General features: G+C 59.2%; 12 protein-coding genes. 5 read left to right on the forward strand and 7 right to left on the reverse strand.

The features are described from left to right. Nucleotides 1-22: 22 nt before the first annotated feature. A complete protein-coding gene (locus tag HNR03_RS19305; RefSeq protein ID WP_259155216.1) occupies nt 23-1,663 on the forward strand; it encodes a glycoside hydrolase family 20 protein in 1,641 nt (546 codons plus the stop codon). A gap of 72 nt (nt 1,664-1,735) precedes the next feature. Next, complete coding sequence (locus HNR03_RS19310; protein ID WP_259155218.1) at nt 1,736-2,935, forward strand: glycosyltransferase family 1 protein; 1,200 nt, start codon at nt 1,736-1,738, stop codon at nt 2,933-2,935. Between the two features lie 116 nt (nt 2,936-3,051). Here the strand turns inward: HNR03_RS19310 and HNR03_RS19315 are convergent, their stop codons facing one another. The 3 genes from HNR03_RS19315 to HNR03_RS19325 form a co-directional block, all read right to left on the reverse strand. After that, nucleotides 3,052-4,155, reverse strand: coding sequence for an NADH:flavin oxidoreductase (locus HNR03_RS19315; protein WP_259155220.1), 1,104 nt, complete (start codon nt 4,153-4,155; stop codon nt 3,052-3,054). A gap of 161 nt (nt 4,156-4,316) precedes the next feature. Then, a complete protein-coding gene (locus tag HNR03_RS19320) occupies nt 4,317-4,799 on the reverse strand; it encodes a glutathione peroxidase (protein WP_208669973.1) in 483 nt (160 codons plus the stop codon). A 122-nt stretch (nt 4,800-4,921) separates the two neighbouring features. Then, nucleotides 4,922-5,407, reverse strand: a complete 486-nt coding sequence (locus tag HNR03_RS19325) for a peptidylprolyl isomerase (protein ID WP_208669974.1) — start codon at nt 5,405-5,407, stop codon at nt 4,922-4,924. On the opposite strand from HNR03_RS19325, the gene HNR03_RS19330 reads away from it, so the two are divergent. From HNR03_RS19330 to HNR03_RS19340, 3 genes are read left to right on the forward strand one after another with little or no spacing between them, the layout of a single operon-like run. Then, the gene (locus tag HNR03_RS19330) at nt 5,376-5,714 is read left to right on the forward strand and encodes a DUF3565 domain-containing protein (RefSeq protein WP_259155221.1); all 339 of its coding nucleotides are present in this window, start codon (nt 5,376-5,378) and stop codon (nt 5,712-5,714) included. The genes HNR03_RS19325 and HNR03_RS19330 overlap by 32 nt on opposite strands. 60 nt (nt 5,715-5,774) lie before the next feature. Further along, entirely contained in the window at nt 5,775-7,874 is a 2,100-nt protein-coding gene (gene pta / locus HNR03_RS19335; protein WP_090175429.1) for a phosphate acetyltransferase, read from the forward strand. After that, nucleotides 7,875-8,780, forward strand: a complete 906-nt coding sequence (locus tag HNR03_RS19340; RefSeq protein WP_259155222.1) for an acyltransferase — start codon at nt 7,875-7,877, stop codon at nt 8,778-8,780. It abuts the gene before it with no gap. Between the two features lie 169 nt (nt 8,781-8,949). Here the strand turns inward: HNR03_RS19340 and cysN are convergent, their stop codons facing one another. From cysN to HNR03_RS19360, 4 genes are all read right to left on the reverse strand, one after another. Next, nucleotides 8,950-10,848 (reverse strand): sulfate adenylyltransferase subunit CysN, encoded by a 1,899-nt coding sequence (gene cysN / locus HNR03_RS19345; protein ID WP_259155223.1) that lies wholly within the window; start codon nt 10,846-10,848, stop codon nt 8,950-8,952. 53 nt (nt 10,849-10,901) lie between these two features. Continuing rightward, a complete protein-coding gene (locus tag HNR03_RS19350; RefSeq protein WP_259155225.1) occupies nt 10,902-11,243 on the reverse strand; it encodes a four helix bundle protein in 342 nt (113 codons plus the stop codon). 103 nt (nt 11,244-11,346) lie between these two features. Beyond that, entirely contained in the window at nt 11,347-12,264 is a 918-nt protein-coding gene (gene cysD, locus HNR03_RS19355; protein ID WP_090175435.1) for a sulfate adenylyltransferase subunit CysD, read from the reverse strand. 156 nt (nt 12,265-12,420) lie between these two features. After that, complete coding sequence (locus HNR03_RS19360; RefSeq protein ID WP_222589800.1) at nt 12,421-13,179, reverse strand: Nif3-like dinuclear metal center hexameric protein; 759 nt, start codon at nt 13,177-13,179, stop codon at nt 12,421-12,423. Between the last annotated feature and the right edge of the window lie 55 nt (nt 13,180-13,234).

The raw sequence follows: 13,234 nt of genomic DNA on the forward strand, positions 1-13,234 counted from the left end.
AGGTCCACCTGCATGAATTCTCATGCGTTCAAGGAAGAGACGTGACCTCATTTCATGGAGATGTTGTTCAATGCGATCCCCCGCCAGCCCACCCCTCTCATCTGCCGCGAAGGCAATCCCCCCGAATGCAAACACGCCAAGCGAACGCTTTGCCTGGACCGGCCTGAGTCCGGCGGTACGGCATGCCCAGCCTGTTGCCGGCGCCGCCTGCACCCTTAACGACAGCACACGTATTCTCATCGACGATGAGCGCATCCGCCCATTGGCAACACGATTGGCATTCGGGGTTGCCGTTGCCGCCGGTCTCAGCCAACCACCCGCTGTAATGCTCGCGTCAGGCAGTCCGCAACAGAGTCGCGGTGATGTCCTGTTGAATCTGTCTGCGCCAGATACTGCGCAAGTGCCAATACCCGCCAAAGGTCTGAACGAGGCCTACCGTATGGATATTGCCGATGCCATTCGCGTCACCGCGAAAACCCTGGAAGCCATGGCCCGGGCGTTGACGACCTTGCATAAAGCGGTACGGGTTTGCGCCACACTTGCCCCCGGCGTGGTCATTGACGCCCCCGCTTATGCCGAGCGCTCTGTTCTGCTGGATGTCGGGCGCAAGTATTACAGCCCGGAATGGATCAAAAACCTGCTGCGCGAGATGGCGTGGAACCAGCTCAACACGCTGTATCTTCACCTCACGGACAATGAGGGGGCGCGGATTGTCTTCCCTTCTCATCCAGGCCTTTCCAGTGCGGATGCCTGGAACGCAGAGGAGCTCAAAGAGATACTCGACACCGCCGTTTCGTACCACATCAACGTCATTCCCGGGATTGAATCGCCTGGGCATATGAAATTCATACTGCGCAACAAGCCCGAATTTCAACTGCACCTGAGCGATGGCACCGTTGTGCCCAAAGCGCTGGATTTCAGTAATCCGGCCGCACGCCGCTTTGTCAGAGAGCTCCTCAAGGATGTGTTCGACCTGTTTCCGGACTGCACCCATGTCAATCTGGAAGCCGACGAGTATTTCCTCGCTCCGATCACCTCCGACAACACGCCACAACTGGCTGAATACGCACGGCAGGCCTCCGGAAAGCCTGGCGCCAGCTCGCGCGATGGCGTCCGACAATTCGTCAATGAGCTGGCAAGTTTCGTACACGAGAACGGCAAGACTGCACGTATGTGGAACGATGCTGTTGTTCAGGACAATCAAGTGATCCAGGTCGATACAGCCGTTGAAATACTTTGCTGGAGTATTTGGGGCAGTGTTCGCAGTGAGAAAAACGTACAAGCGCTGATTGACGCCGGGTATAGCGTGCTCAATGCCCACGGCGACTTCTACTTCGTCATCCGATCCGGCTGGAGCAATCTGGTGGATCGCAAGCATTCGCCTTATGGACTTTACGATTTCTGGCGCCCCAACCACTTCATGGACAACGCAGGACAAAGCGTGACGATCATCGATTCAAACCACCCGGCGATGAAAGGCGCAGGCATACAAGTCTGGGCCGATGAGCCCGATCACCTGTCAGCCGAGAAAATCTGGTCGCATCTGATTCCATGGATGCAACCGACGGGGCAGCGTTTGTGGGGATCACTGCACGCGGCCAACACGATGAAGGAGGTAAAACCGATAACCCGTTCGGTTGCCTTCGCTCCCCCGGAACGGTGATGACTGGCACTATCTGCCGCCCCTAATGGCCTCATCGTCATAAATCCATCATCAAAGCGCCACAATGACGACATGGCCTCAGCCGACACTGAGGTCATGACGACAGCTCTGCATATCACTCTGATCACCGAAACCTTCCCACCGGAAATCAACGGCGTGGCCAATACCCTTGGCCGCTTGTGCGATGGTTTGCGTGCGCGCGGCCATCAAGTGGAGCTGGTACGACCTCGTCAAGGTGGCGACCTGCTGGCGGCCAGCGACGACGGGTTGCTGCTGTGTCGGGGCTGGCCGCTGCCGGGTTATCCCGGCTTGCAATGGGGTCAGTCGTCGATGCACAAGTTGCTCAGGCGCTGGAAGCGGCATCGCCCGGACGTGCTCTACATCGCCACGGAAGGACCGCTGGGATTGTCGGCGTTGCGTGCGGCGCGGCGCTTGGGGATCTCCGTGGTCAGCGGCTTTCACACCAACTTCCAGCAGTACTCCAGCCAGTATGGGCTCGGCTTGCTCACTCGCCTGCTGACCCATTACCTGCGCTGGTTTCACAATCGCTCGACACTGACACTGGTGCCGAGTGTCAGCCAGCGACTGGAACTGGAACGTCGACATTTCGAGCGACTGGCGCTGCTCTCTCGCGGGGTCGACAGCCAACTGTTTCATCCCTCCAAAAGACTGACGTCACTGCGCGAACAGTGGGGATTGGGCGAGGATGATATTGCCGTCGTTCACGTAGGACGTTTGGCCCAGGAGAAAAACCTAGGCCTGCTCAAGCGCTGTTTCGACGTGCTGAAAGCCACTTATCCACAGCGCACGTTGAAAATGATTGTGGTCGGCGACGGACCACAGCGAGCGATTCTGGAACAGGAACTGCCTGAAGCGATTTTCTGCGGCTCACAACGGGGTGAAGCGTTGGCCAGCCATTACGCATCGGGGGACGTGTTCCTGTTTCCGAGCATGACCGAAACTTTCGGCAACGTGGTGCTTGAGGCCCTGGCCTCGGGATTGGGTGTGGTGGCTTACGATCAGGCGGCCGCGGCACAGCATATTCGTCATGGCTACAACGGCGTGCTGGCGATGCCCGGGGATGAGGAGGCGTTCTGCGATGCGCTGTGCTGGTTGCTGGAAGAAAGGGAAACCTTGCGCTGCGTGCGCCTGAATGCGCGCCAGCACGCGAGTCGCCAGGGATGGGCGGCGATTATCGATCAGTTCGAGGGGCAGTTGCGAGGGGCTTGTGTGCGGGAGTTGGTGGTGCCGAATGCATCGACTGTCCCCTGAGCTTTCGTTGACTTTAAGTCAGTCATCGCGAGCAAGCTCGCACCCACAGGTTTTGTGATCGACACAGAACCACTGTGGGAGCGGGCTTGCTCGCGAAGGGCCCTTCCAGTCGCCGCTTAAACCAAGGTCATCAACGCCTCACGGCTGAAGGGCAGGATGTCTTCCTCACGCCCTTCACGTACTTTCTGTGCCCAGTCCGGGTCCACCAGCAGCGCACGCCCTACCGCCACCAGATCGAACTCGTCGTTGTTCAGGCGCTCCAGCAGTTTTTCCAGGCTGGCCGGCTGCGCGATCTTGTCGGTGTTGACCATGAACTGCAGGAACTCGCCGTCCAGGCCGACGCTGCCCACGGTGATGGTCGGCTTGCCAGTGAGTTTACGCGTCCAGCCGGCCAGGTTCAGTTCGGAGCCATCGAATTCAGGCTCCCAGAAGCGGCGCGTAGAGCAGTGGAAAATATCCACGCCGGCGTCGGACAGCGGCTTGAGAAACTCGCCCAACGCTTCCGGGGTTTGTACCAGGCGCGCGGTGTAATCCTGCTGCTTCCACTGCGAAAAACGGAAGATGATCGGGAAGCCTTCGCCGACTGCGGCACGCACCGCCTGGATCAGCTCAATGGCGAAACGCGAACGGCCAGCCAGGTCGCCGCCGTATTCGTCGGTGCGCTGGTTGCTGCCTTCCCAGAAGAACTGGTCGACGAGGTAACCGTGGGCACCATGGATCTCAATGCCGTCCATGCCAATGCTCTGGGCATCTTTGGCGGCCTGGGCGAATGCGGCGATCACGTCCTGGATATCTTGCTTGGTCATGCCGTGAACCACGACCTGACCGTCCTTCAATTTTTCCGACGGGCCGTAACCCGGCACGCTGGCGTCCGGCTCGGTGCCGATGCGACGCACGCTGCCGACATGCCACAGCTGTGGAACGATCTTGCCGCCCTCGGCGTGGACCGCATCGACCACTTTCTTCCAGCCGGCCAGTGCAGCGTCACCATAGAAATGCGGCACGTTCGGGTAGCCATTGGATGCCTTGTGGCCGACGGTGGTGCCTTCGGTGATGATCAGGCCTACGCCGGCAGCGGCGCGACGACGGTAGTATTCGATGACTTTGGAGTTGGGCACGCCGCCCGGCGAAAACGAGCGGGTCATCGGCGCCATGACGACGCGGGTCGGCAATTCGAGGGTGCCGAGATGGAACGGTTTGAACAAGGCTTTGACTGGCATGGGGCACTCCACGAAAACACTATCGACGGGACATGAATTTTATGACGGCGATAATATGCGTAGATGCAGGCGATGCACAGCACTATTGATCTGGGTGATTAAGGGTCAAAAGGCAGGCATAAAAAAATCGCAGCTCGAAGGCTGCGATTTCTTTTTGCGACTCAGCTCAGCGCTTTTTCAATCGCATGAACGATCGTCGGATCATCCGGCGCCGTGCGTGGCGAGAAGCGGGCCAATACACGCCCGTCCTTGCCCAGCAGGAATTTCTCGAAGTTCCAGGTGATGTCTCCCGGAAACTCCGCGCCCTCGCCCGCCAACAGACGGTACAGCTGATGACGATCATGCCCGTTGACTTCCAGCTTGCTGGACAACGGAAAGGTCACGCCATAGTTGAGGCTGCAGAATTCCTGAATCTCCTGCTCGGTGCCCGGTTCCTGCCCGGCAAACTGATTGCACGGCAGGCCCAGCACACTGAAACCCTTGTCCTTGAATTGCTGGTAGAGGTTTTCCAGTGCCGCGTACTGTGGGGTCAAACCACATTTGGAGGCAACGTTGACCACCAGCACGACACGCCCCTTGAAAGGCGCCAGAGGTAGCTCCTGACCATCCAGGGCTGTCAATTTAAGGTCGTGAAAAGCACTCATGACGAACTCCAAATTCCCGTGTTCTACTCGAAACAGCCACTTGGCAATGCCGCCAAGGACAGCCGCGGACTAAAAAGGCGCCCTCGGGCGCCTCTCCAGTTCTCTGAGCTTAGCGCAGAAAATCAGTGGTGATGGCCACCTTCGCCATGGACGTGACCATGAGCGATTTCTTCCTGGCTGGCATCACGGATGTCGATGATCTTGACCTGGAAATTCAGGCGCTGACCGGCCAACGGGTGGTTGCCGTCGACGGTGACTTCGTCGCCGTCCAGATCACGGATGGTAACAATCTGCATCTGGCCATCTGGAGCGGAAGCGTGGAACTGCATGCCCACTTCCAGTTCGTCGACACCTTCGAACATGCTGCGGCTCAGGGTGCTGACCAGTTCGGCAGCGTATTCGCCGTAGGCATCTTCAGGTTCAACGGCAACTTTCAGCTCGTCGCCGACTGCTTTGCCTTCCAGAGCCTTTTCCAGGCCCGGAATGATGTTACCTGCGCCTTGCAGGTAAACCAGCGGCGCGCCGCCGGCGGAGCTGTCGATGACCTCACCAGCGTCGTTGGTCAGGGTATAGTCGATGGAGACAGCCTTATTGGCGGCGATCAGCATGGGGCGAGACCTTTTGCATAAGAATGAAGAAAGACCAAGTTTAGCGAAGCAATCGCCCGAAAGCGAACACAACCCGGACAGACGGAACGCGGCGAAAGGTTCAAAGGTCACAGGCTTTCATCAGGATGAGGACGGACATTGGGTTGCCGAGCTTTCCTGCGGCCACACTCAACACTTGCGTCACCAGCCACCATGGCAATCTCGCGCCTGGGTCCTGGACCCCGCGCAACGTATTGAAAAAATAGGCCAGCCCTTTGATTGTGGTTGGTGCGCACAAGGCTCGGTTAGCGATAACCTTGGCGACTGAATTTCGGTAGATCGTCAGCCATAGATGATCACCTTTGCCATGCTCCCTCAGAGAATTCGCATGCAAACTTTTTTTATCGCGCCCACCGATTTTGGTGTGGGTCTGACCTCCATCAGCCTCGGGCTGGTGCGCACCCTTGAGCGCGCCGGCCTCAAGGTCGGTTTTTTCAAACCGATTGCCCAGCCCCACCCGGGCGACACCGGACCTGAGCGTTCCACCGAACTGGTGGCGCGCACGCACGGTTTGAAGCCGCCTCAACCGCTGGGCCTGGCCCACGTCGAGCGCATGCTGGGCGACGGTCAACTGGATGAGTTGCTCGAAGAAATCATCACCCTTTATCAGCAAGCGGCCATTGGCAAGGATGTGCTGGTCGTCGAAGGCATGGTGCCGACCCGCAGCGCCAGTTATGCCGCGCGGGTCAATCTGCACCTGGCCAAGAGCCTCGATGCCGACGTGATTCTGGTCTCCGCGCCGGAAAGCGAAGCCCTGACCGAACTCTCCGGCCGCGTGGAGTTGCAGGCGCAATTGTTTGGCGGGCCGAAAGACCCGAAAGTCCTCGGAGTGATCCTCAACAAGGTCAAGACCGACGAAAGCATGGAGGCCTTCGCCTCGCGCCTCAAGGAACACTCGCCGTTGCTGCGCAGCGGTGATTTCCGCCTGCTCGGCTGCATCCCGTTCCAGCCGGAACTGAACGCACCGCGCACCCGCGACGTCGCTGACCTGATGGGCGCGCAAATCCTCAATGCCGGCGATTACGAAACCCGGCGCATGACCAAAATCATTATCTGTGCGCGCACCATGCGCAACACTGTGGAGCTGCTCAAGCCCGGCGTGCTGGTGGTGACTCCTGGCGATCGTGACGACATTATCCTTGCGGTCAGCCTCGCGGCGATGAACGGCGTGCCCTTGGCCGGCCTGTTGCTGACCAGCGACACCCTGCCCGACCCACGCATCATGGACCTGTGCCGTGGCGCGCTGCAGGCTGGCCTGCCGGTGCTGTCGGTGAGCACGGGCTCCTACGACACCGCCAACCAGTTGAACGGCTTGAACAAGGAAATCCCGATCGACGACCGCGAGCGCGCGGAAATCATCACCGATTTCGTCGCCAGCCACCTCGACGCCAACTGGCTGCACCAACGTTGCGGCACGCCACGGGAAATGCGCCTGTCGCCCGCGGTGTTCCGTTATCAACTGATCCAGCGCGCCCAGGCCGCCAACAAACGCATCGTCCTGCCCGAAGGCAGCGAGCCGTTGACCGTGCAAGCGGCGGCGATCTGTCAGGCGCGCGGCATTGCCCGTTGTGTGTTGCTGGCCAAACCGGAAGACGTCGAGGCTGTGGCTCGCGCACAAGGCATCGAGTTGCCGCCGGGACTCGAGATTCTCGACCCGGACCTGATCCGCGAACGCTACGTCGAGCCGATGGTGGCGCTGCGCAAAAGCAAAAGCCTCAACGCGCCGATGGCCGAGCAGCAACTGGAAGACACCGTGGTGATTGGCACCATGATGCTGGCGCTGGATGAAGTCGATGGCCTGGTGTCCGGGGTCATTCACTCCACCGCCAACACCATACGCCCGGCCCTGCAGCTGATTAAAACGGCGCCGGGCTGCACGCTGGTGTCTTCGGTGTTCTTCATGCTGTTTCCCGAAGAAGTGCTGGTCTACGGCGACTGCGTGATGAACCCGCACCCGAGCGCCAGCGAACTGGCCGAGATTGCCTTGCAAAGCGCTGACTCGGCGGCAGCGTTCGGCATCACGCCGCGCGTGGCGATGATCAGCTACTCCAGCGGAGAATCGGCCAGCGGTGAAGAAGTCGAGAAAGTTCGTGAAGCCACGCTGCTCGCCCACGAGCAGCAAAACTCGCTGCTGATCGACGGCCCATTGCAATACGACGCCGCCGCCAACGAAACCGTGGCCCGGCAACTGGCACCGAACAGCCAGGTCGCCGGTCGCGCCACGGTGTTCGTGTTCCCGGACCTGAACACCGGCAACACCACGCACAAAGCCGTGCAACGTAGCGCTGACTGCGTGAGCCTGGGCCCGATGCTGCAAGGCCTGCGCAAACCGGTGAACGATCTGCCGCGCGGCGCGCAAGTCGACGACATCGTCTACACCATCGCGTTGACCGCGATTCAAGCTGCCAACCGACCTTTGGATCTTTAAATGCTGGATTTTCTACCTGCACCCGTGCGCGGCGTGATTGCCTCGCTGCTGTTGGCTTTGAACACGATTCTGCTTTGCTCGTTTCTGTTCCTCGTGGCGATTTTCAAAGTGCTGCCGTTTGCCCTCACCCAGCGGTTCACCCGCTGGCTGATGAGCCATACCCATGAAGCCTGGATCAGCAACAACAAAGCCTGGATGAACCTGGTCTGCCGCACCCGCTGGCACCTCAGCGGCCTGCAAGGCCTGGACTATCAGCACTCCTACCTGATCACCAGCAACCACCAGAGCTGGGTCGACATCATGGTCCTGCAATACGTGCTCAACCGGCGTATCCAGCCGCTGAAGTTCTTTCTCAAACAAGAGCTGATCTGGGTGCCGGTGATTGGCCTGGCCTGGTGGACCCTGGGCTTTCCGTTCATGAAGCGCTACTCCAAGGCCTACCTGGAAAAGCACCCGGAGAAGAAAGGCAAAGACCTGGAAACCACCCGCAAGACCTGCGACAAGTTCCGCAGCTATCCGGTGGGGATTTTCAACTTCGTCGAAGGCACGCGCTTCACCAAGGGCAAACATGCCCAGCAGATGTCGCCGTTCAAATACCTGCTAAAACCCAAGGCTGGCGGCATTGCGTTTGTGCTGGATGCGATGGGTGAGCAACTGGAATCGATCGTCAACGTGACGATTCACTATCCGGGCGGGCGTCCGGGGTATTGGGATTTGCTCTGCGGAAACGTGAAAGATGTGGTGGTGCATTTTCAGGAATTGAAGATTCCGCCGCAGTTCATCGGCAAGAACTACGACCAGGATGGCGAGTACCGGTTGCAGTTTCAGGGGTGGATCAATCAGATGTGGGATGACAAGGACGCGTTGCTGACGCAGATGCACCGCGAGTATCCCGCCAAACACTGATCCCCTGTGGGAGCGGGCTCGCTCGCGAAAGCGGTCTGGCATTCAACATTGATGTCGACTGATACACCGCTTTCGCGAGCAAGCCCGCTCCCACGTTTGGAAATCACCAGACACAAAAAACCCGCCGAGGATTGCTCATCGGCGGGTTTTTTATTGGAGCGGCGAAGGCTTAGATCGCGCCGCGTTTACGCAGCAGATCCAGCACTTGCTTGACGCTTTCTTCCACCGACAGCGACTGGGTGTCGACCACGAGGTCGGCGTCCAGCGGCACGTCGTACGGGAAGGAATCGCCCGGGATGTTATCCCCGGCCGCGGCGTACAGGCCTTGCGGGTCACGCTCGGCACAGACTGTCGGGGAGGCCTGGACGTAGACCGTCAGCAGACGCTCCTTGCCGATCAGCTCCCTGGCTTGCTCACGACCTTCGGCACTCGGTGCAACGAACGCTGCCAGCGTCAGCAGACCGGCTTCGTTGAACTGACGCGCAACGTGCGCCGCACGACGCCAGTTCTCGGTACGACCGGCGCGATCCTGTGGCAGACCTTTGTTCAGGTCGTGACGCAGGTTCTGGCCATCGAGTACGAACACTGCACGGCCCATGTCGAACAGCTTGCGTTCAACCGCATAGGCCAGGGTGCTTTTGCCCGCACCCGACAAGCCGCTGAACAGCACGGTGGCCGGTTGCTGGCCGAAGCGCTGGGCGCGTTCTTCGGTGGCGACGTGGGCCAGTTTGCCGTGGTGCGTGCTGCTGCCATGCGCCGACGGCTGGGCGATGATCATGCCGGCCGCGACGGTGCCATTGGTCAAGCGATCGATGACGATGAACGACCCGGTGGTTCGGTTGCTCGCGTAACCGTCCAGCGCGATGGCGGCGTCGAGGCTGACCTTGACCCGGCCGATCTCGTTCAGGTTCAGCGAACTGGCCGGACCTTCTTCCAACGTGTTCACGTCAACGCGGTTGACGATGCTGGTGATCGAACCCGGCACGTAGGACGTGGCGCGCTTGATGTCGTATTTCTTGCCCGGCAGCATCGGTTCTTCAGCCATCCACACCAGCATGGCGTCGAAGGCGTCAGTCACTTGCGGCTGGTTGTCGGCATGCACCAGCAAGTCGCCGCGAGAGATGTCGATCTCGTCTTCCATGGTCAGCGTTACCGCTTGGCCAGGACCGGCGTGTTCCAGTTCACCTTCGAAGGTGACGATGGATTTTACGCGGCTGCTCTTGCCCGACGGCAGCACAACGACTTCGTCGCCCTTGTGCACGATGCCGCTGGCCAGGGTGCCGGCGAAACCACGGAAGTTCAGGTTTGGACGGTTAACGTACTGCACCGGGAAACGCAGGTCGGTGTAGTTGCGGTCGTTGGCGATCTCGACGGTCTCGAGAATTTCCATCAGCGACTGGCCGGTGTACCACGGCGAGCGCTCGGACTTGTTCACCACGTTGTCGCCCTTGAGCGCCGACATTGGCACGAAGGCCATGGTGGTCGGCTTGAAGGCGATGCCTTCGGCGAACTTCAGATAATCGGCCTTGATCGACTCGAAGACGGTTTCGTCGAAGCCGTTGAGGTCCATCTTGTTGATGGCGACCACGATGTGCTTGATGCCCAGCAACGAGGCAATGAAGCTGTGGCGACGGGTCTGGGTCTGCACGCCGTAACGGGCGTCGACCAGGATGATCGCCAGGTCACAGGTAGACGCACCGGTGGCCATGTTGCGGGTGTACTGCTCATGGCCCGGGGTGTCGGCGATGATGAATTTGCGCTTGGCGGTGGAGAAGTAGCGGTAAGCGACATCGATGGTGATGCCCTGCTCACGCTCGGCCTGCAGGCCGTCGACCAGCAACGCCAGGTCGATGTCTTCGCCGGTGGTGCCAACTTTTTTCGAGTCGCGGGTGATGGCTTCCAGGTGATCTTCGTAGATCATCTTGGAGTCGTGCAGCAGGCGCCCGATCAGGGTGCTCTTGCCGTCGTCGACGTTGCCACAGGTCAGAAAGCGCAGCATTTCCTTGCGTTCGTGCTGGCCCAGGTAGGCGAGGATGTCCTCGCTGATCAAATCAGATACGTGACTCATTGCATTCGAGCTCCAAGCTGTAAGCTTCAAGCGGCAAGCTTGTCGGCGTACAGCTACTCAGAAATTTTGTTGATCAAGCCGCATAGCATTCTTGAAAGCTCGCGGGTTTCTTTAATCCAATCGTCAGCCAGAGGATCAGCGATGTAGGCAATATCACGGCCGATGAGGACCTGAGTGCGCAACTCACCACATGAAGCTTTTGCCACCCAAAGAAAATGTACTTTTTCCTTGGCACCACAACGCTCCATCCCTTCAGCAATGTTAGAGGGCACCGAAAGTGCAGAACGGGTAATTTGATCCTTGAAACCAAAGTCGCCGCATCCCGCAAACTCTCTATAGATCCTTACCGCCAAACATTTGCTTCTCTGCCAGACAATCAGCTTCTCGAAATCCATTGCGAGTCATCCGTCACGGCTCGCAGCAACCGGCCACAAGCGCCAAACCACAACGTTACGCATACCGCCCTTAACTTGCAGCTTGCCGCTTGTAACTCAAAGCTTAGAAATACCCCTGACGTTTCTTTTCTTCCATCGAGCCTGCGCCATCGTGATCGATGACCCGGCCCTGGCGTTCGGAAGTTCGCGTCAGGAGCATTTCCTGAATGATGTCGGTCAGGCTGGTGGCCTCGGACTCGACCGCACCGGTCAGCGGGTAGTCGCCGAGCGTACGGAAGCGGACCTTCTTCTTGACGATGCGCGCCTTGTCTTCATCGCTCAGGTGATTGAGCAGGCGTTCGTCGTCGATCATGATCCAGGTGCCATTCATCTCGATGACGTCGCGCTCGGCGGCGAAATACAGCGGCACGATCGGGATGCCTTCGAGGTAGATGTATTGCCAGATGTCCAGTTCGGTCCAGTTCGACAACGGGAACACACGAATGGATTCGCCCTTGTTGACGTTGCCGTTGTAGACGTTCCACAGCTCCGGGCGCTGGTTTTTCGGATCCCAGCGGTGCTTGGTGTCGCGGAAGGAATACACGCGCTCTTTGGCACGGGATTTCTCTTCGTCGCGACGGGCACCGCCGAAAGCGGCATCGAAACCATACTTGTCGAGGGCTTGTTTCAGGCCTTCGGTTTTCATGATATCGGTGTGCTTGGCACTGCCGTGGGTCAGCGGGTTGATGCCCTGCGCGACGCCATCGGGGTTCACGTGCACGATCAGGTCCAGGCCGAGTTCTTCGACCATGCGGTCGCGGAACGCGTACATTTCCTTGAACTTCCACCGGGTGTCGACGTGCATCACCGGGAACGGCAGTTTGCCCGGGAAAAATGCCTTGCGCGCAAGGTGCAGCATCACGGCGGAATCTTTACCGACGGAGTACAGCATCACCGGGTTATCGAACTCGGCGGCGACCTCGCGGATGATGTGGATGCTTTCGGCCTCCAGCTGTTTCAGATGCGTCAGTTTGTCGACCATGGCTACTCACGAAAACGATCTTATGGACGGCCAGCGGGCCGTGTTCGAGCGGGGAATCCTAGCACAGCGACCTCTTCTAATCAGGACGCCGACTAGATCGAAAGGGTATATGAATATACCCCCTCGTTTGGGCACTGAAGACCAATGTGGTGTTGATCAGATCGGATTCGGGCAATCGATGAAGATGTGCTCCAGCGCAAAGCGTCGCGCCAGGTATTCACCCAGGGCCTGAACGCCGTAGCGCTCGGTCGCATGGTGGCCGGCGGCGATGAAGCTGATGTCGTTCTCCCGGGCGCTGTGGAAAGTTTGCTCGGACGCTTCACCACTGAGGTACAGATCGACGCCGGCCAAAACCGCCTGGTCGATGTAACCCTGACCACCACCGGTGCACCAGCCAACCCGACGGATCATCTCGCTGCCTTCAATCAACAGCGGCTCGCGCCCCATGACTTCCTGCACACGGCGGGCGAAATCCCGGGGTGTCATCGGTTCGCTCAACGAGCCGACCAGGCCGACGACTTTGAGGTTGTCCGGATCCAGCGGACCTTCGACCGTGATGTCGAGCTGACGCGCCAGTTGCACGTTGTTGCCGACGTCCGGGTGCAGATCCAGTGGCAAGTGATAGGACAACAGGCTGATGTCGTGCTTGAGCAGCGTTTTCAACCGACGCTGCTTCATCCCGGTGATGCACGGGTTCTCGCCTTTCCAGAAATAGCCGTGATGCACCAGCACCAGATCGGCGTGCGCCTCGACGGCAGCATCCAGCAATGCCTGGCTGGCGGTAACGCCACTGACAATGCGCATCACTTGCGGCCGGCCTTCGACCTGCAACCCGTTGGGGCAGTAATCGGCGATCCTGGCACTGTTAAGGTAACGGTCGGCTTCTTCGACCAGGGTGCTCAGAGCGACGGCCATAAAAGACTCCTAAATATCCCGTTCAGAGGCGCGCTGCGCCTCGTATAATGCGCAA

The sequence above is a fragment of the Pseudomonas sp. JAI111 genome (assembly GCF_024809425.1).
GTDB lineage: Bacteria > Pseudomonadota > Gammaproteobacteria > Pseudomonadales > Pseudomonadaceae > Aquipseudomonas.

What these genes read in the sequence shown, in the direction of transcription:
- HNR03_RS19305 (WP_259155216.1), top strand. Translation starts at nt 23, where the DNA reads ATGCGTTCAAGGAAGAGACGTGACCTCATTTCATGGAGATGTTGTTCA.
- HNR03_RS19310 (WP_259155218.1), top strand. Translation starts at nt 1,736, where the DNA reads ATGGCCTCAGCCGACACTGAGGTCATGACGACAGCTCTGCATATCACT.
- HNR03_RS19315 (WP_259155220.1), bottom strand. Translation starts at nt 4,155, where the DNA reads ATGCCAGTCAAAGCCTTGTTCAAACCGTTCCATCTCGGCACCCTCGAA.
- HNR03_RS19320 (WP_208669973.1), bottom strand. Translation starts at nt 4,799, where the DNA reads ATGAGTGCTTTTCACGACCTTAAATTGACAGCCCTGGATGGTCAGGAG.
- HNR03_RS19330 (WP_259155221.1), top strand. Translation starts at nt 5,376, where the DNA reads ATGGAGACAGCCTTATTGGCGGCGATCAGCATGGGGCGAGACCTTTTG.
- HNR03_RS19325 (WP_208669974.1), bottom strand. Translation starts at nt 5,407, where the DNA reads ATGCTGATCGCCGCCAATAAGGCTGTCTCCATCGACTATACCCTGACC.
- pta (WP_090175429.1), top strand. Translation starts at nt 5,775, where the DNA reads ATGCAAACTTTTTTTATCGCGCCCACCGATTTTGGTGTGGGTCTGACC.
- HNR03_RS19340 (WP_259155222.1), top strand. Translation starts at nt 7,875, where the DNA reads ATGCTGGATTTTCTACCTGCACCCGTGCGCGGCGTGATTGCCTCGCTG.
- cysN (WP_259155223.1), bottom strand. Translation starts at nt 10,848, where the DNA reads ATGAGTCACGTATCTGATTTGATCAGCGAGGACATCCTCGCCTACCTG.
- HNR03_RS19350 (WP_259155225.1), bottom strand. Translation starts at nt 11,243, where the DNA reads ATGGATTTCGAGAAGCTGATTGTCTGGCAGAGAAGCAAATGTTTGGCG.
- cysD (WP_090175435.1), bottom strand. Translation starts at nt 12,264, where the DNA reads ATGGTCGACAAACTGACGCATCTGAAACAGCTGGAGGCCGAAAGCATC.
- HNR03_RS19360 (WP_222589800.1), bottom strand. Translation starts at nt 13,179, where the DNA reads ATGGCCGTCGCTCTGAGCACCCTGGTCGAAGAAGCCGACCGTTACCTT.